The organism is Halorarius halobius (assembly GCF_024298865.1).
Lineage (GTDB): Archaea > Halobacteriota > Halobacteria > Halobacteriales > Haloarculaceae > Halorarius > Halorarius halobius.
Genome location: NZ_CP101161.1, coordinates 2,367,449 through 2,389,066, shown reverse-complemented (window position 1 = coordinate 2,389,066; position 21,618 = coordinate 2,367,449). Strand labels below are relative to the sequence as shown.

25 protein-coding genes are annotated in these 21,618 nt (G+C 69.8%); 13 read left to right on the top strand and 12 right to left on the bottom strand.

Annotated elements, in window-relative coordinates; translation table 11 throughout:
• Positions 1-5: 5 nt before the first annotated feature.
• Together NL112_RS12700 and NL112_RS12695 are read right to left on the bottom strand one after the other, a co-directional pair.
• Entirely contained in the window at positions 6-500 is a 495-nt protein-coding gene (locus tag NL112_RS12700; RefSeq protein WP_255149211.1) for an NUDIX domain-containing protein, read from the bottom strand.
• On the bottom strand, positions 497-1,390 hold the full coding sequence (locus NL112_RS12695) for a tetrahydrofolate dehydrogenase/cyclohydrolase catalytic domain-containing protein (RefSeq protein ID WP_255149210.1): 894 nt from the start codon (positions 1,388-1,390) through the stop codon (positions 497-499). The genes NL112_RS12700 and NL112_RS12695 overlap by 4 nt, the downstream gene beginning before the upstream one ends.
• Positions 1,391-1,593: 203 nt before the next feature.
• Between NL112_RS12695 and NL112_RS12690 the strand changes: the two genes are divergently transcribed.
• The 4 genes from NL112_RS12690 to NL112_RS12675 are packed head-to-tail and all read left to right on the top strand — an operon-like array spanning position 1,594 to position 6,214.
• Positions 1,594-4,341, top strand: a complete 2,748-nt coding sequence (locus NL112_RS12690; protein ID WP_255149209.1) for a cation-translocating P-type ATPase — start codon at positions 1,594-1,596, stop codon at positions 4,339-4,341.
• A gap of 26 nt (positions 4,342-4,367) precedes the next feature.
• Positions 4,368-5,288 carry a sodium:calcium antiporter gene (locus tag NL112_RS12685; protein WP_255149208.1) on the top strand — a complete coding sequence of 307 codons (921 nt, stop codon included), beginning with the start codon at positions 4,368-4,370 and terminating at the stop codon, positions 5,286-5,288.
• 54 nt (positions 5,289-5,342) lie between these two features.
• A complete protein-coding gene (locus tag NL112_RS12680; RefSeq protein WP_255149207.1) occupies positions 5,343-5,630 on the top strand; it encodes a DUF211 domain-containing protein in 288 nt (95 codons plus the stop codon).
• A gap of 2 nt (positions 5,631-5,632) precedes the next feature.
• Positions 5,633-6,214, top strand: a complete 582-nt coding sequence (locus tag NL112_RS12675; protein ID WP_255149206.1) for a VIT1/CCC1 transporter family protein — start codon at positions 5,633-5,635, stop codon at positions 6,212-6,214.
• Between the two features lie 2 nt (positions 6,215-6,216).
• On the opposite strand, the gene NL112_RS12670 is transcribed toward NL112_RS12675, so the two are convergent.
• The 3 genes from NL112_RS12670 to NL112_RS12660 all read right to left on the bottom strand — a co-directional run bounded on the left by NL112_RS12670 (position 6,217) and on the right by NL112_RS12660 (position 9,448).
• Positions 6,217-7,221 carry a hypothetical protein gene (locus NL112_RS12670; protein ID WP_255149205.1) on the bottom strand — a complete coding sequence of 335 codons (1,005 nt, stop codon included), beginning with the start codon at positions 7,219-7,221 and terminating at the stop codon, positions 6,217-6,219.
• Positions 7,218-8,402, bottom strand: coding sequence for a DNA primase small subunit PriS (gene priS / locus NL112_RS12665; RefSeq protein WP_255149204.1), 1,185 nt, complete (start codon positions 8,400-8,402; stop codon positions 7,218-7,220). The genes NL112_RS12670 and priS overlap by 4 nt, the downstream gene beginning before the upstream one ends.
• An 80-nt stretch (positions 8,403-8,482) precedes the next feature.
• The gene (locus NL112_RS12660) at positions 8,483-9,448 is read right to left on the bottom strand and encodes an AIR synthase family protein (protein WP_255149203.1); all 966 of its coding nucleotides are present in this window, start codon (positions 9,446-9,448) and stop codon (positions 8,483-8,485) included.
• Between the two features lie 76 nt (positions 9,449-9,524).
• Here NL112_RS12660 and NL112_RS12655 point away from each other — a divergent pair, with 76 nt between their 5' ends.
• Positions 9,525-10,604, top strand: a complete 1,080-nt coding sequence (locus NL112_RS12655; RefSeq protein WP_255149202.1) for a pyridoxal-phosphate-dependent aminotransferase family protein — start codon at positions 9,525-9,527, stop codon at positions 10,602-10,604.
• Position 10,605: 1 nt separating this feature from the next.
• Here NL112_RS12655 and NL112_RS12650 read toward each other — a convergent pair whose 3' ends face one another.
• Positions 10,606-11,034 carry a universal stress protein gene (locus NL112_RS12650; RefSeq protein ID WP_255149201.1) on the bottom strand — a complete coding sequence of 143 codons (429 nt, stop codon included), beginning with the start codon at positions 11,032-11,034 and terminating at the stop codon, positions 10,606-10,608.
• 51 nt (positions 11,035-11,085) lie between these two features.
• Entirely contained in the window at positions 11,086-11,568 is a 483-nt protein-coding gene (locus tag NL112_RS12645; protein WP_255149200.1) for a GNAT family N-acetyltransferase, read from the bottom strand.
• Between the two features lie 108 nt (positions 11,569-11,676).
• Here NL112_RS12645 and NL112_RS12640 point away from each other — a divergent pair, with 108 nt between their 5' ends.
• From NL112_RS12640 to NL112_RS12625, 4 genes are all read left to right on the top strand, one after another.
• Positions 11,677-12,735, top strand: a complete 1,059-nt coding sequence (locus NL112_RS12640) for a DUF502 domain-containing protein (protein ID WP_255149199.1) — start codon at positions 11,677-11,679, stop codon at positions 12,733-12,735.
• Positions 12,725-13,138, top strand: a complete 414-nt coding sequence (locus NL112_RS12635; protein WP_255149198.1) for an archease — start codon at positions 12,725-12,727, stop codon at positions 13,136-13,138. Before NL112_RS12640 ends, NL112_RS12635 begins: the two co-directional genes overlap by 11 nt.
• 48 nt (positions 13,139-13,186) lie before the next feature.
• Complete coding sequence (locus NL112_RS12630) at positions 13,187-14,650, top strand: RtcB family protein (RefSeq protein ID WP_255149197.1); 1,464 nt, start codon at positions 13,187-13,189, stop codon at positions 14,648-14,650.
• A gap of 87 nt (positions 14,651-14,737) precedes the next feature.
• Positions 14,738-15,271, top strand: a complete 534-nt coding sequence (locus tag NL112_RS12625) for a hypothetical protein (RefSeq protein WP_255149196.1) — start codon at positions 14,738-14,740, stop codon at positions 15,269-15,271.
• A gap of 36 nt (positions 15,272-15,307) precedes the next feature.
• Here the strand turns inward: NL112_RS12625 and NL112_RS12620 are convergent, their stop codons facing one another.
• On the bottom strand, positions 15,308-15,466 hold the full coding sequence (locus NL112_RS12620; protein WP_255149195.1) for a DUF7563 family protein: 159 nt from the start codon (positions 15,464-15,466) through the stop codon (positions 15,308-15,310).
• A 149-nt stretch (positions 15,467-15,615) separates the two neighbouring features.
• Between NL112_RS12620 and NL112_RS12615 the strand changes: the two genes are divergently transcribed.
• A complete protein-coding gene (locus tag NL112_RS12615) occupies positions 15,616-16,470 on the top strand; it encodes an eIF2B alpha/beta/delta subunit family protein (protein WP_255149194.1) in 855 nt (284 codons plus the stop codon).
• Here the strand turns inward: NL112_RS12615 and NL112_RS12610 are convergent.
• Positions 16,467-16,646, bottom strand: a complete 180-nt coding sequence (locus NL112_RS12610; RefSeq protein ID WP_255149193.1) for a phage terminase large subunit family protein — start codon at positions 16,644-16,646, stop codon at positions 16,467-16,469. The genes NL112_RS12615 and NL112_RS12610 overlap by 4 nt on opposite strands.
• Before the next feature lie 221 nt (positions 16,647-16,867).
• Here NL112_RS12610 and NL112_RS12605 point away from each other — a divergent pair, with 221 nt between their 5' ends.
• A complete protein-coding gene (locus NL112_RS12605; protein WP_255149192.1) occupies positions 16,868-17,509 on the top strand; it encodes a hypothetical protein in 642 nt (213 codons plus the stop codon).
• 156 nt (positions 17,510-17,665) lie between these two features.
• Here the strand turns inward: NL112_RS12605 and NL112_RS12600 are convergent, their stop codons facing one another.
• Complete coding sequence (locus tag NL112_RS12600) at positions 17,666-18,403, bottom strand: proteasome assembly chaperone family protein (protein WP_255149191.1); 738 nt, start codon at positions 18,401-18,403, stop codon at positions 17,666-17,668.
• 84 nt (positions 18,404-18,487) lie between these two features.
• On the opposite strand from NL112_RS12600, the gene NL112_RS12595 reads away from it, so the two are divergent.
• Positions 18,488-19,468 carry a mechanosensitive ion channel family protein gene (locus NL112_RS12595; RefSeq protein WP_255149190.1) on the top strand — a complete coding sequence of 327 codons (981 nt, stop codon included), beginning with the start codon at positions 18,488-18,490 and terminating at the stop codon, positions 19,466-19,468.
• Here the strand turns inward: NL112_RS12595 and NL112_RS12590 are convergent.
• Both NL112_RS12590 and NL112_RS12585 read right to left on the bottom strand, forming a co-directional pair.
• On the bottom strand, positions 19,455-19,859 hold the full coding sequence (locus NL112_RS12590; RefSeq protein ID WP_255149189.1) for a universal stress protein: 405 nt from the start codon (positions 19,857-19,859) through the stop codon (positions 19,455-19,457). The two genes, NL112_RS12595 and NL112_RS12590, sit on opposite strands and share 14 nt — an antisense overlap.
• A gap of 44 nt (positions 19,860-19,903) precedes the next feature.
• The gene (locus NL112_RS12585; protein WP_255149188.1) at positions 19,904-21,256 is read right to left on the bottom strand and encodes a bifunctional metallophosphatase/5'-nucleotidase; all 1,353 of its coding nucleotides are present in this window, start codon (positions 21,254-21,256) and stop codon (positions 19,904-19,906) included.
• Between the two features lie 80 nt (positions 21,257-21,336).
• Here NL112_RS12585 and NL112_RS12580 point away from each other — a divergent pair, with 80 nt between their 5' ends.
• On the top strand, positions 21,337-21,585 hold the full coding sequence (locus NL112_RS12580; protein ID WP_255149187.1) for a DUF5816 domain-containing protein: 249 nt from the start codon (positions 21,337-21,339) through the stop codon (positions 21,583-21,585).
• The last annotated feature ends 33 nt before the right edge of the window (positions 21,586-21,618 follow it).

Genomic DNA, 21,618 nt, shown 5'->3' with positions numbered 1-21,618 from the left:
TCGGTTCAGCCCTCCAGCACCGTCTCGACCATCTCGCGCTGGAAGACGTCGGCGGGGAGGGCGTCGTGCCACGCCGCCGTCTCGATGGACTCGTCCGCGAGCCCCGGGTCGTCGTCGACTCGGGTGTGTTCGGGCGTCGCGCGGAACGCGGCGAACGCGAACGGGAACGTCTCGCCCGTCTCGGCGTGCTCGAACGTCTGCTCGACGACGGCCCCGAGGTCGGTCACCTCGACGGGCACGCCGGTCTCCTCCTCCACCTCGCGCGCGGCGCCCGCGGCATGGCTCTCCGTCGGTTCGAGCATCCCCCCCGGGAGCATCCACTGGCCACGCTGACGGACCAGAAGCACCCGCCCCTCGGCGTCGGTGACGGCCGCGCCCACCCCCCAGCGAGCGAGGTCGTCGCGGCTCCGGCCGGCCGCCCACTCGGCGGCCGACAGTTCGTGTGTCTCCTCGAAGCGGGCCGCCCCGTCCCACTCGGCGAGGAGTTGCTCGGGCGTCACGGCATCTCGACGTCGACGCCCGTCTGCTCGCTGGCCGCCTTCACCGTGTTCCACAGCAGCATCGCGCGGGTCATCGGACCGACGCCGCCCGGCACGGGCGTGATTTTGCCCGCCACGTCTTTCGCGGACTCGTACTCGACGTCGCCGATGAGTTCGTACCCCTTCTCGGTGTCGGCGTCGACGCGGTTGATACCCACGTCGACGACCGTCGCACCCTCCTTGAGCATCGACCCGTCGATGAACTCCGGGACGCCCGCCGCGGCGACGACGATGTCGGCCTCGCGGGTGTGCGCCGCCAGGTCCCCGGTGCGGGAGTGACAGACCGTGGTGGTCGCGTTGCCGAGGTCGGACTTCTGAATCAGGAGGTTCGCCATCGGCTTGCCGACTATCATCGACCGGCCGACGACGACGGCCTCCGCGCCCTCCGTCTCCACGTCGTAGTGCTCGAACAGTTTCTGGATGCCGTGCGGGGTACAGGGCTTGAACCGCTCGTGGCCCGCAACCATCCGGCCGACGTTTTCGGGGTGGAAGCAGTCGACGTCCTTCTCCGGGGCGACGGTCCGGAACGCCTCCCGCGAGTCCACCTGCTCGACGAGCGGACTCTGGACGAGGACGCCGTGGACATCGTCGTCCGCGTTCAGGTCCTCGATGGCGTCGTACAGGTCGGCGGCGGGCGCGTCGGTGTCGAGTTCGACGTGGACGCCGTCGATGCCGACCTCCTCGCAGTCCCGCTGTTTCATCGACACGTACGTCTCGCTTGCGGGGTCGTCGCTCATCAGCACGGTCGCCAGCCCCGGCGTGACGCCCTCGCGTTTCAGCGTCTCGATAGCGTCCCCGAGCGAGTCCCGAACGTCCGCGGCGACGGCGTCGCCGTCGATGACCTCGGTCATTACCGGAGCGTCGGGCGTCGGCCGTAATCAACCCCACGAATCCGTGCGTACATTCGGCCATATCAACCACCAGAGTATGCACGGACATGGCCATCGACTGCGTCGAGCCACGGGACAGGAGCTAAGCGGAGCGACGTGGACGATTCCCCCATGTCCGTTCCGCGCGTCGGTCGTGCGAGCCACCGGCGGTCGCCGGACGACTGATGGCAGACGGCGACCTGCGGACCGAGCCACGCGGCGGGCCAGCGGGGGCTCCCGAGTGGCACGCGGCGCCGCTGGAGACGGTGTACGACCGCCTCGACACCGACGCGACGGGGCTGTCGAGCGCGGAGGCGGGGCGTCGCCTCGACGCGTACGGCCCGAACGAACTCGCGGGCGAGGACGGCGTCTCGCCGCTCGCGCTGTTCGTCACGCAGTTCCGCGACGCGCTCATCGCCCTGCTCGTGGTGGCGGCGGCGCTGTCGCTGGCCGTCGGTCTGCTCCCGGGCGAGTCGCCCAACTACGTCGACGCGGGGCTCATCCTGCTCATCCTGCTTGGCAACGGCGTCTTCGGGTTCGTGCAGGACTACCGCGCCGAGAAGTCGATGGAGCGGTTGCGGGAGATGGCGACGCCCGAGGCCACCGTCCTGCGCGACGGCGAGCGCGTGGCGGTGCCGGCAACTGCCGTCGTGCCCGGCGACGTACTCCTGCTCGAACAGGGCGACGCGGCGCCCGCCGACGCTCGCCTCGTCGAGGCGACGGAGCTGTCGACGATGGAGGCGGCGCTCACCGGCGAGAGCACGCCCGTCTCGAAGTCGGTCGACACGCTCCCCGAGGAGACGCCGCTGGCCGAGCGGACGAACACCGTGTACGCGGGCACGACCGTCGTCGCCGGTCGCGGGCGGGCCGTCGTCGTCGCCACGGGGATGGACACAGAGATGGGCGAGATTGCGGCGACGATGGCCGCCGCCGAACGGGAGACGACGCCGTTCCAGCACGAGATGGACGACCTCGGGCGACGGGTCGGCTCCGGCGTCGTCGCGCTCGTCGGCCTGCTCGCCGTGGTCCAACTGCTGTTGACCGCCGCCGGCCCTGTCACCATCGCGCTGACGGCCATCACCCTCGCGGTCGCGGCCGTGCCCGAGGGCCTGCCGGCCGTCGTAACGCTGACGCTGGCGCTTGGCGCCCAGCGCATGGCCGACCGCAACGCGCTCGTCCGGCGGCTGTCGGTCATCGAAAGTCTCGGCGCCGTCGACGCGATACTGACCGACAAGACCGGCACCCTGACCGAGAGTCAGATGACTGTGACCCGACTCTGGTTCGGCGGCGAGCAGTTCGAGGCGACCGGGACGGGCCTGCGAGCCGAGGGGACGTTCCGGCAGGACGGCACGGAGGTCGACCCCGCGCGGCTCGAGCCCCTGCTCCGGTGTGGCGCGGTCTGTAACAACGCCGAGCGGGCACCCGAGAACGACGACCGGGATTACTTCGGCGACCCGACGGAGGTGGCGCTCGTCGTCTCGGCGGCGAAGGCCGGCGTCGACGGCGACGCCGAGCGACTGCGGGAGGTGCCGTTCTCGTCGGCCCGCAAACGGATGAGCGTCGTCGTGCGCGAGGCTGACGACGCAGTCTGCTACACGAAGGGCGCACCGGAGACGGTGATGGAGCGGTGCGGCTCGGTGCTGGTCGACGGCGAGCGCGAGCCGCTGACCGACGACCGGCGCCGCGATATTCTGGCCGCAACGGAGTCGTTCGCGGGCGACGCGCTCCGGGTGCTGGGGTTTGCCCGCCGGGAGGGCGTCGACCCGGACGCCGACGCCGACCGGCTGGAGTCGGGGCTGACGTTTCTCGGCCTGCAGGGGATGCTCGACCCGCCCCGCGGAGAGGTGCGCGAGGCCGTCGCGGACTGCCGGGACGCTGGCATCCGGGTCGTGATGGTCACCGGCGACAACCTCGCCACCGCCCGCGCCGTCGGCAGGGAGGTGGGGTTCGACCCCGCGGGCGCGCTGACCGGGCCGGACCTCGATGCGATGGACGACGCGGAACTGCGCGAGGCCGTCGAGGAAGTGGAGGTGTTCGCCCGCGTCTCGCCCGACCAGAAGGTGCGCGTGCTGGAGGCGCTCCAGGCGAACGACCGCACCGTCGCCATGACCGGCGACGGCGTCAACGACGCGCCCGGCCTCCGGCACGCCGACGTGGGCATCTCGATGGGCGTCCGCGGGACGGACGTGACGAAGGAGGCGTCGGACATGGTCCTTCAGGACGACGACTTCGCCACCATCCGCGACGCCGTCGCCGCGGGCAGAGGTATCTTCGACAACATCCAGACGTTCGTCAACCTCCTGTTGTCCGCGAACGCGGGCGAGGTGCTGACGGTGTTCGTCGGCGTCCTGCTGGGGAGCCTGCTGTTCCCCCAGGCGTTCGCAGGCGACCCGGAGGCGCTAGTGTTGACGCCGGTGATGCTACTGTGGATAAATCTCGTCACCGACGGCCTGCCGGCGCTGGCGCTGGGCGTCGACCCAGTCGCGGAGGACGTGCTCGACCGGCCGCCCCGCGAGGCCGGCGCCTCGGTCATCGACCGCGAGGTGGCCGTCTCGGTGCTGACCATCGGGGCCACCGTGGCCGTCGCGGGGCTGGCGCTGTTCTTCGACACGCTCGCCGCGACGGGGTCGCTCCGCCGCGCCCAGACCCTGCTGTTCACGTTCTTCGTGGTCGCGGAGATGGGCATCATCCAGGTCATCCGCCACCGGTTCGGCCAGTCGGCACTGTCGAACCGGTGGCTCCTCGCGGCGGTCGCGTCGTCGCTCGCGCTTCAGGCCGCGCTCCTGTACACGCCGCTGTCCGGCCCGTTCGGTCTCGTGGCGGTCGGGCTCTCGGGGTGGGTCCGCATCGGGGCCGCCGTCGCGGCCGTCCTCGCGGTCAACGCCCTGCTTGCCGCCGCCGCGGGCCGCCTGCTCGACCGACCGAACCATTAGGGCACCGGACGGTGACGTTGCGGCCGATGCTGGTCGAACTCCTGCTGTTTCTCGGGGGGCTTGCGGCGCTTGTCGCCGGAGCCGACCGCGCCGTCACCGCGGCCGGCGACCTGGCGCTGTTCTACGGCGTCTCACCCTTCTTCATCGGCGTCACGCTCGTCTCCGTCGGCACCTCCGTCCCCGAGATGGTCACCTCCGTCTACGCGGCCTACTACGGCGCGGGCGAGTTGGTGGTCGGCAACATCGTCGGCTCGGAGACGGCCCAGATAACGCTCGCGGTGGCCGTCGTCGCGTTCGTCGCGCCGTTCGTCACGCCGCGCCGGAACGTGCTCGTCTACGGGACGGCGATGGTGCTGGCGATGATAATCATGGTGCTGACGCTCGACGACGGCGTCGTCGGCCGTGGCGAGGGGTTCCTGATGATGCTCGCGTACGCCCAGTTCGTCTACACGCTCTACTCGAACGAGGGCGGCGAGGAAATCGCCGAGGAACTCATCGAACCCGGCACGACGCCCCGGGAGGCGGTGCCCTGGATAGTCGGCGGCCTCGCGCTCGTGGTCGTTGGCGGCCAACTGATGGTGACCAACGGCGTCACGCTCGCACGGCTGTTCGGCGTCCCCGAGTATCTCGTCGGCCTGCTGACGGGTCTCGGGACGACGATGCCCGAGATAGTCGTCGCGGGCATCGCCGCCCACGAGGGACAGGGCGGCATCTCCGTCGGCTCCATCCTCGGGAGCAACATCACCGACCCCGTCTTCTCGCTGGGCGTCGGCGCCCTCTTCTTCGACGTGGTCGTCGCCGACGTGGCCGCGCTGGAGGCGTCCATCGCGTACATGTTCGCCGCCTCGCTGGTCGTCCTCGGGCTGTTCTACTGGCGTGAAGGCATCGACCGCCGGGCCGCGGTCGTCTGTCTGTTGCTGTATCTGCCGACGTTCCTGCTGGTGTGACGCTCGTCGGCGTCCGCACCACCGCTTTTGGGCATCGGCGTTGAGAAGGGACGCATGGCTCAGGTCCGGCGACTCGTCATCGACGTGTTGAAACCCCACGACCCGCCGCTTTTGGAGTTCACCGAGCGCGTGGCCGACCTCGGCGGCGTCGCGGGCGCCAGCGGCTCGCTCATCGAACTCGACCAGGAGGTCCAGAACGTGAAGCTCACCGTCGAGGGCGACGAACTCGACTACGACGCCGTCCGCGACAGGGTCGAGACGCTCGGCGGCACCGTCCACTCGGTCGACCAGGTGGCCTGCGGCGAGTACGTCGTCAAGGACCGCCGGACGCCACAGGATTAGGGATGAGTTCGACCCGCGACCGACTGGCGGACGTGCTCGGGCGGGGCGACGTCCGCTCCATCGCGCGCCGTTACTTCATCTCCAACGGGTTCGACGGCACGCTCACCTGCATCGGCGTCGTCGTCGGCGCGGTGCTGTCGGGCGTCCCCGACGGTGCGACGGTCGTGAAAATCGGCCTCGGGGCGGCGGTCGGGCTCTGTACTTCGGCGGTCTGGAGCGTCTGGGAGATAGAGCGAGCCGAGACCCGCGCGGAGATACGCCGCATCGAGCGGGCGATGCTCACCGACCTCGACGACACCCGCATCCAGCGCGAGGGTGCGAGCGCCCGCCTCCTGCACGCGCTCGCCAGCGGCGCCGGCCCGCTCGTCGGCATCCTCGTGCCGCTGAGCCCGTTCCTTCTGGAGGGCTCGCTTCTCGGGATGGTCGAGGCGGCCCTCGTCGCGGTCGCGCTCGGCGTCGGCGTGCTCGGCACGTTCGGCGCGTACATGGGCTCCATCTCCGGCCAGCGCTGGTACGTCGCGGCCGCACGGATGGCGCTCGCGGGGCTGGTCGTCGCCGTCGTCAACGTGTTCCTGCCCGCGTGAGGCTACTCGAGGCGTTCGGCCGCCTCGCGCTCGACCAGCGGCTCCGCGTTCGCCGCCGGGAGCGTCACCACCTCGTCCGAAGAGAGGTCGTACGTCCGCTCGTCGACGCCGAATATCTCGCCGACGTCCTGCAACACCTGGACGGTGGTGCGCTCGACGTCCGTGCCGTCGTTCGCGCCCGACTCGTCGCCGCGGCCGTCGTCGCGGCCGTCGTCGCGGTCGTCCGGCCTGGAGTCAGCCGTCGAGCCGCCGGCGTCGAGCGCCTCGGGCGGGGCGTCAGGCGGCACCTCGGTCCGGTCGGCGGCCGCGGCCGACTCCGCGGGTGTCGGGTCCGCCGGCGTCGCGTCGGCGCTGGCGTCGTCGGCGCCCGGCGTGGCCGCCGCGGTGTCTGTCGGCGGCGATTCGGGGCCGTCGCGGGCCGAGTCCGGTGCCTCGTCGCCACTGCCCATCATGTCGGCGGCGTCGACGGGCGCGTTCACCCCCTCGTCGGGCGTCGGGTCGATGCCGAGTTCCTCAGCGGCGCTCGCGGCGGCGTCGGGCGTCTGTTCCGTCGGCTCGTTCGCGTCGGCCGTCGACCCGTCGCGCCCCGCGCCGCGTGCACACGAGAGGTCGGAACCCTCGCCCTCGAGTACCTCGTCGAGGACGTGGGCGCGGTTGGCCTCTATCTCCGCGACGAGCGTGTCGAACAGTTCCCGCTCCTCGGCGGTGAGTCCCTCGTCGTCGGTGGGCATGTCCGCGGCGGCGATTGAGGCCATCTTCACCACCTTGCCGACCCGGCGCTCGTAGATGGCCTCGACGGTGCTCTTTGCGGTCTCGACGTCGTCGGTGAGCCGCCGCACCTCGGGCGATGCGAAGGGGTCGTCGGCGCGCTCGGCCGTCCGGTCGCGCTCGCGGATGAGTTGCTGGATGAACTCGCCGGCCTCCTGGTAGAACGACGACCGGAGGTTCTGCAGGCTGGTGGCCTGCCGCTCCCGGCTCTGTACGCTCTGTAGTTCGTCCAGGTTCATCGTTTGGCCTTCTCCGCTCGCCCCCGTGCCATCATGAACACGCCCAGGGCTTCTCGGACCTGATGCTCACCCGCCGAGTAAGTAAGGGTTTCGCCGTCGAACTCCACCTCGCCGGGCTCCGTCACCCGCACCGCGATGTCGTGGTCCGCGAACGTCCCCGGTACTGCGTCGACCAGCGGGTCGAACGCGTCGACGGCGTCGCGGTCGATGCGGGTGACCTCGAGGCCGGAGCCGCCGTGGAGACTCCCCGGCAGGCGAATCAGCCGGTTGATGTCCGTCGTCACCGGTTCGTCGATGGGCGCGCCGTCGCGTTCGAGCGTCCGCTCGAACAGCAGTTTGGCGATGCTCACGACCGCGGGGTGGACGTCGACGTTGCCCGCCGCCAGTTGCTCGTAGTTCTCCGTGGCCGCGCGGTACGCCGCCGAGGCCTTCCCCTCGCCGATGCGGGGGAACTCCCGCAGGCGGTCGAGCGCCTCCTGCTCGGGCAACTCGCGCACCTGCTCGACGAGTTCCATCAGATGTCGGTGGGTGCGGCCGCCCCATCCGCCGTCGGTCGGGAGCGTGCGCTTCTGTGTGGGGTTCTCCAGCCCCATCCCGGCGACGGCCTCGGTCCGCACGACGTCCTCGAACGCGATGTCCGGGCCACGAACGTACTCGACTATCTCGTTTCGCTGTTCGCGGTCCAGGTCGCGGACGCCCTCGTCGCGGACGTGGACGTGGTAGCCGCGCCCGCCCGAGAACACCACCGTCAGGTCCTCGAAGCCGAAGTCGTTCTCGAGGAAGTCGAGCAACCGCAGTAAGGCGTCCTTACACGTCTCCAGCATCTCCGCATACGAGTCCGCCTCGGGGTCGACGGCCGGCAGGTGGTCGGCATCGAGGTCGAAGACGAGGTCGGAGGCGCGCCACCCCTTCTCGCTCATCCGGCCGGCGCCGGGGTCGCGGTACCGGCCCGCCGAGAAGTAGACGTGGCGCGGTGCCTCCCGCGCGAGGAACTCCGAGAGCGACGACCCGCCGGTGACGTCGAGCCACGACTGGTGGCGCACCATCGTCGTCCCCGACCCGGCGGTAAAGGGGATGTGGCCCCACTCTCGCTCGTTGGCCGCGGGCGGGCCCTCGATGTCGCTCCGGCGGTAGTGGTCGCCGAACCGCCCCCGAAGGTACTCGCGCGTCCGCTCGTCCATGCTGTGGTAGCCACGGCGTACCAGCGGAAAAGGCTATCCTTCCGCTCGACCCGGACCGGTACGCCGCGCTTACGCCCCGGTCACTCCCAGAGCGCGTACATCTGGTCGCGGCCCGGCTCCGTGACCGTCTCGCCGTCGAGCCTGACGCGGGGGGAATCGGCCGCGCGGACCGTCCCGACGACGTTCGCCTCGACGCCCGCCTCGTCGAGCGCCGACAGCGCCGCCGCGGTGTCCTCGTCGGGCACGGCCGCGACGAGCGCACCCGACCCGAACGTCCGCAGGGGGTCGACGCCGACGGCCGCGCAGAGCTTCGCCGTCGCCCCCCGCACGGGGACGGCGTCGCGGTCCACGTCGAGTTCGACGCCCGCGGCGGCGGCCATCTCGAACAGGCCGTCCACGAGGCCGCCCTCGGTCGGGTCGTGCATCGCACTCGCGTACGGCGCGAGCGTCCGGCCCGCGAGGACGACGCTCACGTCGTCGAAGCAGGCCTCGCCCGCCGCGAGCGTCTCGGCGCCGACGGTCTCGGCCACCTGCTCGCGGAAGTCCGTGGCGATGATGGCGGTGGCCTCGATGCCCGCGCTTCCCGCGAGGACGAGGCGGTCGCCGGGGCGTGCGCCGCCGGTCGGGACGTACCGGTCGGCGAGGCCGAGACAAGTGACGACCAGAAGCGGCGTCGACAGCGCGGGCAGAAACTCGGAGTGGCCGCCGACGATAGCCACGTCCAGTTCGCGGGCCGTCTCGTCGAGCTGTCGGGTGATTTCGTCGAGCGGGTCGGCGTCGCCGGGGAGGAACACGGCGCAGGTCAGCCACGCCGGGACGCCGCCCGAGGCGGCCACGTCGTTGCAGGCGACGTTGACCGCGAGCGTGCCGACCCGCTCGACCGCCAGCGACAGCGGGTCGGTGTTGACTACCAGCGTCTCCTCGCCCAGCGAGACGGCCGCCGTGTCCTCGCCGTACGCCGGCCCCTGCAGGACCCGGTCGTCGGGCGCGCCCGTCCGAGACAACACGAGTTCCCGGAGCGCGTCCGGGGGAACCTTGCCGAGCATGCCCCCAGTACCGGGGGAGGGGTATTGGCTCCCGTGGTCGCGGGAGATTTACGCCGGCGGCCCTCGAACTCGGCGTATGACCGACGGACGACTGCGGATGACGCCCGGGCCGACGGCGCTCCCCCCGGAGGTTCGGGAGGCGCTGGCCCGCGAGCCGGTGAATCCGGACGTGGAGGCCGCGTTCACCGACGACTACCGCCGACTGCTGGAGAAACTCGCCGACGTGTACGGTACCGACGACGACGTCGTCGTGCTCGGTGGCGAAGGGATGCTCGGCCTGGAGGCGGCCGTCGCCTCGCTCGTCGCGCCCGACGAGACGGTGCTGTGTCTGGCCAACGGCGTCTACGGCGCCGGGTTCGCCGACCTCGTCGAGACCCACGGCGGCGACCCCGTGGTTCACGAGGTCGACCCCGCGGAGGAGTTCGCGGCCGACGACGTGGCACGACTGGTCGACGAGCACGACCCCGCGGTGGCGACGATGGTCCACTGCGAGACGCCGACCGGCCTGCTGAACGATCTCGGCGCCGCGCTCGACGTGCTGGACGACGCCGGCGTCGTCACCGTCGTCGACGCCGTCTCGTCGCTGGGCGGCGCACCCGTCCCCGTCGACGCCATCGACGTCTGTCTCGGCGCCTCCCAGAAATGCTTCAGTTCGCCCCCCGGCCTCGCCACGCTGTCGGTCAGCGACCGCGCGTGGGCGAGAGTCGACGAGACGCCACAGGACAGCTTCTACCTGAGTTTGGAGCCGTGGCGAGAGGTCGAACTCGAATCAGGCGAGCCGACGCTGCTGCCGTACACGCCGCCAGTGTCGAACCTGAACGCGCTCGAGGCGTCGCTGGACCGCCTGCTCGACGAGGGGCTCGACGCGGTCCACGACCGGCACGCGCGCGTCGCCGAGCACTGCCGGGCGCGGGGCCGCGAGATGGGGCTGGAGCTGTTCCCGCCGGCCGCGCGCGCGTCGCCCACGGTCACCGCGTTCCACGTTCCCGGGGAGGCCGAGCGGCTCCAGCGCACCCTTGCCGACGAGCACGACGTGGTGCTGGCGACGGGTATCGGCGAGCACGCCGACGACGTGCTCCGGGTCGGGCACATGGGGTACAACGCGGAGACGGAGCGGGTCGACCGCGCGATGGACGCGCTCGCGGCCCTCCGGTGAGTCAGCGGACGACCATCACCGGGCAGGGGGCCCGCCGGACGACGCTCTCTGAGACGCCCCCCAGCAGTATCCGGGCGGGCAACGACCGGCCGTGGCTCCCCATGATTATCAGGTCCACGTCGTGCTCTTCGGCGTACTCGACGATACTGCGGGCGTCCTCGCCGACGGCGGTGGCCGTGTCGATGTCGACGTCGTGGTCGGCCGCGATGGCCCGCGCACGCTCGAACAGGCGGTCGGCGTGCTCGTGCGACTCCGCGAGCCAGTCGTCCCACGTGGTCGGCGACTCACCCCACCCCCCGGGGCCGAGGTCGCTGGTCCGGAAGTCGATGACGTGGAGGACGGTCACCTCGGCGTCGGGATGCAGCGAGCAGGTGGTCTCCAGCGCCCGCTCGGACAACTCCGAGTAATCCATCGGGACGAGGACGTGCATGCCCGCGGCTTCGACGCGGAGCTACGTCGCTTTATCGGCCGTAGAGAGGCGTTACCGCCGCATGAACCGAGAAAGCTTCTCCTTCAGCGAGTTCTCGCCCAGCCGAAGATAGTAGGCGTCGCCGTTGTCCTCGTAGTAGTTGTCGACCCGGCGCTGGATTTCGAAGCCGACCTCCTCGTAGAAGTCGAGCGCGGCTTCGTTCGTCGTGCGGGCGTGGCAGGTGACACTGCTGTAATCGTCTGCCACCTCCGCGACGAGTCGACGGCCGAACCCCTCCCCGCGGTAGTCCGGATGGACGGCGAGAAACAGGATGTAGCCGTCGCGTCGCGTGGCGGCGAACCCGACGAGCGTGTCGCGGGCGCCGGGTTCGATCAGCGCGTACACCGTGGAGCGCCGATAGGCGTCGGTGAAGAAGCCCCGCCGCTGGCGCAACACCCCCTCCTCCGCGCGGATGCGCTCCTTCAGGTCCCACGCGTCGCCGACCAGGTCCTCGTCCCCCCGGCCGATGACGCGCAGTTCGATGTTGACACTCACTACCGTACCGGTAGCGAGGCGGCGAATATAGTTCCTGCGCCCCGCTCGTGGCTCGAAGCGCCGGCCGCCGGCCGCAACGCTTTCACGAATCCGCCGTGAGCATGGAGTATGGCAGGGAGGCCAGAGGAGTTCGAGGGGGCCGACGCGGACGCCGAGCCGGTCGCCAGACGTACCCCGACGGAGCTGGTCCGACAGTCGCTCATCACCGGCACCGCGATAATCCTCCCGCTTGCGGTGACGCTTCTCATCCTCGGGTTCGTCCTCAACTTCATCTCCTCGCGGCTGGGGTTCGTCACGAAAGCCATCAGGGGACTGCCGTTCGTCGCCGACACCACGCAGACGGCGCTCATCCAGGCGGTCACGATGCTGATACTCGTGGCCGTCATCTTCGTGCTCGGGTTCCTTGCGGAGTTCTCCGCGCGCGGCGACGGTCTCAGCGAGACGTTCGACGACCTGATGGCGTCGGTACCGGGCATCGGTGGCGTCTACAGCTCGTTCAACGAGATGTCGGAGATAATCCTCGACTCCGACACCGACAGCTTCCAGGAGGTGAAACTGGTCGAGTACCCAACCGAGGACTCGTACGTCGTCGCGTTCAAGACCACCGAGACGCCCGGCGTCATCGAGACCGACACCGGCCACGAGGACATGGTGACGCTGTTCATGCCGATGGCGCCGAACCCGGTGATGGGCGGGTTCGTCATCCACGTCTCGAAAGACCGGGTGACCGACGTGGATATGAGCGTCGAACAGGGGATTCGCTCCATCGTCACCTCGGGGGTCGCAATCGGCGAGGACGACCCCGAGTTCCGCGGGCTCACGCCCGGCGAGATGAAACAGATCGGCGAGGTCGAACAGGTCGGCCAACAGCTCTCGCGGGGAGAGAGGACGGCCGCGCCCCACGACCCCGACGACAGACTCGACGAGTACGACCGCAACGTCTCGCCGGAACACGCCGACACGGCCCAGAAGATAGCCGACCGACAGCGCGACGACCCCGCTCCCGACGTCTCCGAGACGGTCCCCGCCGAGGTCGGCCGTGACGCCGACGACCGTGGCGCGACCGAGACCACCCCGGCGGAGGCGTCGGGACGGGAAGAGCGGGTCCGAGAATCGACCGCCGGCACGCCCGCCGAGGAGGCCGGGCGCGACGACGATGACGAGTAGCTACCGACTCGTCGAGCACACCGCCGACGTGGCCGTCGAGGCGCGCGGCGACAGCCTCGGTGCGGCGTTCGCGGCCGTCGCTGACGGCCTGACCGCCGCGATGTGTGACGACGTCCCAGCGGCCGGCGAGCGGTTCCCCGTCACCGCGCACGCCGAATCGCGGGAGGCGCTCCTGTTCGAGTATCTCGACGAACTCATCTACCAGCGCGACGTCCGCGAGGTCCTGCCCGCCGACCACGAGGCGCAGGTCCACTTCCGCGGCGAGTGGATACTGGAGGGGTACGCCCACGGCGTGCCCCTAGACGCCGTCGACGCCCGCGAAGTGAAGGCCGTCACCTACTCCGAGATGCGCCTCGACGAGACCGACGAGGGGTGGGAGGCGTACGTCGTGTTCGACGTCTGACCCCGCAGTAGCGAAAGCTATTCCGGCGCGGCTAGCCCACCTTCGGGCATGAGCGACACCTTCGAGGCGGGCGAGTTCACCCTGCACCGCGTCCGCGAGCACGTCTGGGAGATGCCACAGGAGGGCGACATGCGCGTCCCGGCGCGCGTGCTCGCCAGTCGCCCCCTGCTGGAGGAGATAGCCGAGGACAAGACGCTCCAGCAGTTGCGCAACACCACGCACCTCCCGGGCATCCGGAAGTACGCGCTCTGCATGCCCGACGGCCACCAGGGGTACGGGTTCCCCGTCGGCGGCGTCGCAGGCATCGACACCGAAGACGGCTGTATTTCGCCCGGAGCGGTCGGCTACGATATTAATTGCGGCGTCAGAATGATGAAAACTAATCTCGTCTACGACGACCTCCGGGGCCACGAGGAGGAACTCGTCGACGCGCTGTTCGAGGCTATCCCGTCGGGGCTCGGCGGCGGTGGCGTCGTCGAGGGCGACCGCCACACGGTCGAGCAGGTGCTCGACAGGGGGATGGACTACGCGCTCGAACAGGACTGGGCCATCGAGGACGACCTCGAACACTGCGAGGACGAGGGCTACCGCCCCGAGGCCGACCCCGGCGCCATCTCGAAGAAGGCGAAGGACCGCGGGATGAACCAGTTGGGGTCGCTCGGGTCGGGCAACCACTTCCTCGAGGTCCAGCGCGTGACCGACATCTTCGACGAGAGCGTCGCGGACGCCTACGGCCTCTCGGAGGACCAGATAGTCGTGCTCATCCACTGCGGGTCGCGGGGACTGGGCCACCAGACGTGCAACGACTACCTGCGGGAGATAGAGCAGGCCCACCAGGGACTGCTCTCGCAGTTGCCGGACAAGGAACTCGCCGCGGCACCCGCCGGCTCCCAACTCGCGGACGAGTACTATCGCGCGATGTGTGCGGCCATCAACTTCGCGTGGGTGAACCGCCAACTCATCATGCACCGGACGCGGCACGTGTTCGCCGACGTGTTCGACCGCTCGTGGGAGGAGATGGAGATGCATCTGCTGTACGACGTGGCTCACAACATCGCCAAGAAGGAGGTCCACGACGTTGGCGACGAGGAGCGCGAACTGTTCGTCCACCGGAAGGGCGCGACACGGGCGTTCCCCGCCGGCCGGCCCGAAGTCCCGGCCGCCTACCGCGACACTGGTCAGCCGGTCATCATCCCCGGGTCGATGGGGGCGGGCTCGTACGTCCTGCGGGGCGGCGAGCAGTCGATGGCCGAGACGTTCGGGTCGACGGCCCACGGTGCCGGTCGGCTGATGAGCCGGACGCAGGCGAAAAACGAGTTCTGGGGCGGCGACGTGCAGACGGACCTGCGGGAACAGCAACAGGTGTACGTGAAAGCGCAGTCGGGCGCCACTATCGCGGAGGAAGCGCCCGGCGTCTACAAGGACGTCGACGAGGTGGTCCGCGTGAGCGACGCGCTGGGCATCGGCGACAAGGTGGCCCGGACGTTCCCCGTCTGCAACATCAAGGGCTGAGCGCCGGGACGCTCTGAGCGGTCGTGGCCGGCCCGAGGCGTCGATTTCCCACCAAAGAGTGATGTGAACGCCGCGTGAGCGCGGGGTATGGGACACCGCGCGTCCGAGGAGTCCGCGACCGCACCGGGCGAGGAGGCGACCGGCCGGGAGCCGTCGCGGTGGTACCGCTCGCCGGCCGTGGTGGCGACCCTCGTCGTCGACGTGCTGGTGCTGATTGTTGTGGCGGCCGGAACGACTACGCTGTTCAGGGGCGCGTTGCCGGACGGCCTGCTGACCGCACTGGACACCGGCAACGCGTTCGACGTGGCCGTCCCCTGGCAGGTGTACGCGTTCGGCGTGCTCGGCGCGTTCGGCTTCGTGTTCACGGCGCTCATCCGCGAGTTCGACCGGACGCCGCTCACGGTGGTCCAGTACCACCTCCGGGTGCCGGCGGCGATACCGCTGTCGACCGGCACCTATCTCCTCGCGGACCTTATACTGGGCGGGGCCGAATCCACACCGGCGCTGGTCGCGGGGCTGGCGTTCGTCTCGGGCCTGTACGTCAACCTCGCGTACGAGCGACTCGCGGCGCTGGCCGAGCGACTGCTCCCGGAGCGGGAGGACGCCTCAACCGGCGGCTGACGGGCGTCGAGCGAACGCGGAAAAACGGTCGGAACGTTACTGCTGGCGGGGCGCGCGCGCCTCCCGGACGCCGTTGCCGTCGCGCATCTTGTCCTCACAGTGGGGGCAGACGCGGACGCTGTCGTAGCCGTCGGGGGCGAACACCTTCACGTACTGTTCCGACACGTAAGATTCGCAGTTGAGACAACTCGCCATGTTCGGACGTGACGACGCTCGCTTCTTATGCCTTCTGACTTGACCCCGCTCGCGTCCGGCGTTTTCCGTGAACGTTCGTGTACGTTCACGGTTCCACATCCGTCCCGCGACCCAGAAGGATTTTGGCCGCCGCGAGCGAGCGCCCGGGTATGATCGACGAGACCGTCGCGGAGATCGAGGAGATGCAGACCCACTCCTCGTCGGTGGTCGCGGTGAAGGCCGCCGAGGCGCTCCGGGAACTGCTCGACCGCGAGTATCCGACCGTCGAGGAGTACGTCCGCGACCTCGAGCGGAACTCCAACGCCCTGCGGCGAGCTAACCCCTCCCACGCGTCGCTCCACACCACCCAGCACGACATCGTCAGTACCGTGAGCGAGGCCGACCCCGAAGACGTGGCGGCGGCCAAGCAGTTGACCGACGACACCATCGACGCCGTCGTCGAGCAGGTGGAGACGGCCAAACGCCGCGCCGCCGAGCACGCTAGGGAACTGTTCACCGACGGCGCGACCGTGCTCACGCACGACTACTCGACGACCCTGCTGGAGGCCATCGAACTCGCGGCCCGCGACGGCGCACACCTCGACGTGTACGTGACCGAGGCGCGGCCCCGCTATCTCGGCCGCAAGACCGTCCGGACGCTGGCGGGCGTCGACCGCGTGAACGCCACGCTCGTCGTCGACGGCGCGGCGGGCCACGTGCTCGACGACTGTGACTTCGCCGCCTTCGGGATGACCTGCATCGTCGACGACACCTACTACAACCGCATCGGCACGTTCCCCATCGCCGCGACGGCCAGCGAACTCGCGGTGCCGGTCCACGTCGTCGGCTCCTCCTCGAAGGTCATCGAGAGCGGCGGCTTCGCGTTCGAAAACGAGTTCCGCAGTCCCGCGGAGGTGATGCGCGAACCGGCGGAGGGGTTCGCCGTCGAGAACCCCGCGTACGACGCGACGCCGGTCCACCTCGTCGACAGCGTCGTCACCGACGAGGGACGGGAGACGCTCTAGGCGGGCACGCCGAAGGTGGGCTGGGCGACGACGACCGCACCGCAGTCGGGACAGACGAGCGTACCGCCTTCGACCGCTATCCAGTCGCCGTCGAGGCCGCTCTCGTGGCCACACGTCGGGCAGAACAGCGTACCCTTCGGTCGCGCTGGCCTCGACGGAGATTCAGGTCGGCTCATCGACGGTGGTAGGGGTTCGGGCCCGATAGCGCCTCCGGCCTCTTGTGCCGGGTGGTTTATGTGTTCGAGCAGTGCGGCCGGGGGGCCATCCCCCGAGTTCGTCAAGACGGGCCGGGATTCGTCGAACGTCCCGGGCGGACCACACGAGATCGGCCACGAGGACAGTACGTCCACGCCCTATATATAGGAAAATTTTTATATGAGTGATGATTCGTCCGCGTGTGTCAATATCTACCAAACCGCCGTTCACGTGGCTGGAACCGTGGCGTTCGACGCTGTTCCTCCTCGCGGGGGGGTTGTTCGTCGTGTTCGCGGGGTTCTGGGCCGTCTTCGCCTTCACTGAAACGAGTTCGGAAGTCGTGCAGGACGTGGTCGGTCCAGCCGGATGGGCCCTCTCGTTCGCCGGTCTGCTCGGACTGTATCCTGCGCTCTCCGACGGGAGTCCACGGCTGGCCGACGCGACTGCCGTCTTCGCTGCGCTCGGGTTCGTGGGAGCCACGATAACGACCGCGGGGAATCTCCTTCCGCTCGTCGGCGTCGCGGGCGAGCCGCCAGCGTCGCTGGCTCCCCTCCAACTGCTCCTGCTTCTCGGAATCGTCCTTGGATTCCTCACCGCCGGAGGTACATGCCTCAAGACATCGACGTGGTCCCGGCGCGTCGGTGTCCTGCTGCTGGCACCTGCCGGCGTATTCGTGGTGAACATGGTTCGGGTGGCGACACTGGGCTCCACAACCCCGACGTGGGCACCATTCGTCCTCGGCGGCGGGCAGGCCCTTGCCCTCCTGGCGATCGGCTATACGCTCCGAGCCGAAGCGTCCCCAGCCGACGGCGAGTCCCCGCCCGCTGATATCACTGTCCAGTGATCCTGCCTCATCCCTCCGATTCCGCTAAGTCGACCACTACACGCTCCGTACGCGAGACGGCATCCGCCGGGGGAAGGTAGTGAGCGCCGAAAGGAGCAGGCGCTGTTTTTCGCACGCCCTTGCCGGAGTCGAGCCCAGTGGGACCCCCGCGTACCGTCACATGTACATCCGGTCGTCCGAGAGCGGTCGCTCCTCCTCCTGGTCGGCGAGTCGTTCGGCGAGTTCCTCGTAGTAGGTGGACACCTCCGCGGCGAACGTCTCCAGCGGGCCGGTGTCGAGACCGAGTTCGTACACCCGGTCGACGGCACCGAGCAGGCGGAGCGCGGCCTCCGCGTCGGGCGCCTGCGGGTGTGTCGGCGTCGTGAACACACAGGTCCGGAGCGGCGAGTCGATGCCCCGGCCCGCGACGGCACCCTTCACGCCGTCGAGGAACCCGCCCATCATCGGCGTCACGTCGGCGGCCGCGAGGTCGTAGGTCGACTGGTAGTCGGGCGAGGCGATGTAGAACGGTCGGTGGTCGTCGGGGCCGTGGGCGATGGGGACACCCGAGAGGACGACCACCTCCTCGGAGCCGGCGTCCTCGGCCCACTCGAGCACCGCGTCGCCGAACGGGTCGGCGGCGAACGGCGGGACGAACAGTTCGCCGACGAGCACCGTGAGGTCGACCGCGTCGCTGGTGAACAGCCGCGTGTGGTGTCGCGGCGTGCCGTTCTCGAACGGCGTGATGGTCGGTAGCTGGTCGACCGTGATGTGGCCGACCTTCTCCAGTTCCAACTGCTCGACGAGGTAATCCGCGGCCGTGAGTCCCGCGAGGCCGTACTCCGCGAACCCACACAACAGCGTGTTGGAGGCGGTCGCGTCGTGGCTCACCCGGAACGATGGGTCGGCGGCCATGCGGCCGTGGTCGACGTACAGCTACTTAGCTGGTCGGCCCGGTGCAACGCAACCCTTTTTCACGGGGGCCGCGACGAGGCGGATATGCTTCAGGCGGGCAACACGACGGCGGCCGGAACGGGGCTCCCACGCCCTGGCTGGCTCCCCGGTGCGGTGCCGACGGCCGCCTACCGGCTGGTCGCGGCGGTCGTGTTGCTGGTCGTCGCCTACTACGTCTCCAGGCTCGCCCGGCAACTGCTCGGCAGGCGCATCGCCCGCCGGTTCCGCCGGCCGAGCGTCACCCGGACGGTCCTGCGGGCCATCCAGGGACTGATAGTGGTCTCCGCGGCGTTCGTCGGCCTCGCCTTTTTCGGGGTCGGCATCGGCGACCTCGCCATCTCGCTGTCGGTGTTCTCGCTGGTGCTCGGTTTCATCCTCGCACCCATCATCGGCTCGGTCATCAACGGCCTGTTCGTGCTCTCGGAACGCCCCTACGAGGTCGGTGACATGATACATCTCTCCGAGCGGGGCGTGTTCGGGTTCGTCGAGGACATCACGCTCCGGTACACGAAGATATTCACGCTCGACAACACGTTTCTCATCGTCCCGAACGGCTCGATGCGGGACCGGGACGTGGTGAACTTCTCGGCGGAGGACTCCCGGACGCGGCTGGAACTCGACGTGCTCGTCACCTACGAGTCGGACATCGCGGAGGCGCGCGACGTCATCGAGCAGGCGGCCCGGCGCGTCGACACCGTCATCGAGGGCGGTCCGGACATCCGCATCGGGGGGGCCCGCTACCCGGCGGCGCCCACCTGCTACATCGAGAGCTACGCGGACCACGGCGTCAACCTCCGGCTCCGCTACTGGGTGACGGAGCCGTACAAACTGCTGACGGTCCGGTCGGCCGTCCAGACGAACCTCTGGGAGTTGATGGAGGACGCCGACGTGGAGATAGCGTACCCGCACTCGCATCTCTACTTCGACGACACGAGCGGCGAACTGCAGGTGTCGATGCGCGACGCGGACGTGGAGGGACCGCGGGGCCCGGTCGACCCACCCGACGGCGACCCTACGAGGGAGTGACCGTCACCACCTTCGCGTCGAGTTCACGCCGCAGGAACGCCTCGACGTCGGGGTCGTCGACGAGGCGACGGACCATCCGCCGCCAGCGCGAAGCCTGCTTCCGCCCGATGACGACGTAGTCGGCCCCCTCGGCGGCCACCTCGTCGAGGATGGTCTCCTCGACGAGAAAGCCGGCTCGGACGACGTAGCGCACGCCCTCGAGGTGGCCGAACTCCGACTCGACGGCCCGCTTCAGTTCCGCACGGCTGACCCGTCGGTCGTTCTGATAGAGGTTGACGTGGAGCACCGTCAGGTCGGCGTCGTGCTCGCCGGCGAGGTCGATAGCCTCCGCCAGCGTCGCCTGCGAATGCTCGGAGAGGGGGTAGCGGACCGGCACCACGACGAGGCTCATTACCGGGAGTGGGACGGCCGCCCGGGTGAAGGTTACTATGTCGGCTACGTGTGTCGGATGCGGCCGTCGAGCGACGGGTCGATACCCGTCTCGCGGGCGTAGTCGGCCAGCACCTCGTACTGGGTCTCGAGCGCCTCGGCGCGGTGGCTCTCCTCGAGGACGGGAAACTCGTCGTCGCTGTGGAGCAAGTAGTCCGCGAGCGCGACCCGGTAGGTGGCGTCGGGGTCGATAGGGTCGCCCCCGACCGTCGCGGCGACGAGTTCGCCCGCCGAGAGGTCGTACTCGATGGTCGCCCCGGAGACGTGCGCGTGCCACCACTCCGGTTCGCCAAACGAGAGGCGGGCACCCTCCCCCTGCGCGAACGCCGCGGCGAGTTCCTCGCCCGTCATCTCGGCGACCGACAGCGGTTCGTCGAACGGGATGAGGCTGATGAGGTCCCCGACCGTCACGTCGCCCGAGAGCGACGGCCCCGAGCGGATGCCCCCGGAGTTCTGGAGGCCCACGTCGGCGTCGGCGTACCAGCGGTAGGCGTCCGCGACGAAGTTGCCGACCCTGGATTCGCCGCGGAAGCAGGCCGTCTCCGTCCGCTCGATTGGGTCGTCGACGTGCGCGACCACCTCGTCGACGCCCGCCTCGGCCATCCGCGCCTCGAACCGCTCGCGCACCGACTCGTCGACCGGTCCCTCGGCGACGACGTGACGGGTGACCTCGCGGTCGGGCAGGGTCACCTCCAGCAGTATCTCGCCGTTGACGCCCGGCCGCGTCAGTAGCGTGTCGTCCAGCCGTTCGACCCGCTCGGCGTGGTTGTGGCCGCCCAGCACCACGTCGACGTCGACGTTGGCCGCGAGCGTCTCGTCGGTGCGACCGAGATGCGACAGACAGACCACGTAGTCGACGTCGCGGGCCCGCAAGGCGGCGACGGCCTCCTCGGCGGCGGCGACGGGGTCGGTGAATCGAACGTCGCCCGTGTTGGGGTTGATGGAGGCGGTCCGGGGCGTCACCAGCCCGAACGCACCGACGCGCGTGTCGCCCCGCTCGAACACCTGCCACGGGCGGACGCCGACGCTCGCGCCGAACGTGTCGCCGTCGCGGACGACGTTCGCACAGAGCCACGGCTGGGGGGCCGCCGCCACGAGTTCGAGCGCGCGGTCGGGCCCGTAGTCGAAGTCGTGGTTACCGAACGTGTCGGCGTCGGGGTCGACCGCCTCGAAGAAGTCGAGCGCCTGCCCCCCACGCGTGAGGAGGGGGAGCACGCCCGGCGAGGTGTTGTCGCCGGTGCCGAAGACGAGCGTGTCGGCGTCGCGGCGGGCGTCGATGGTGCCAGCCAGCCGACCGAGTCGGTCGGGGTCGTCGTAGGCGTTCTCCACGTCGGAGTAGTGGAGGAGACGGAGGGTCATACCCGGAGGTCGGCCGGCCGGTGAAAAACGGTGTCGGGTTCGACCGGAGCCTTTTCGCCGGCCGGGGAGCTACCGGGGGTATGAGCGAACTCGACGCCGTCGAGGGGCCGGACGGCGACACGCTGTACGTCGCCCACGACGAAGCCGAACGGGGGTCGAAGGCCCCGTTCTTCGTCGCGTACCGCGACACCGACCGCGAACGGCGGTGGGGCTACTTCTGTGGCAACTGCGAGTCGTTCGTCGACGCGATGGACTCGATGGGGCGGGTGCAGTGTGACCACTGCGAGAACTTCAAGCGCGCCGACGAGTGGGACGCCGCACACGAGTAGAGCGTGGCGCGAGCGACGCAGGGAGGCGAGCGC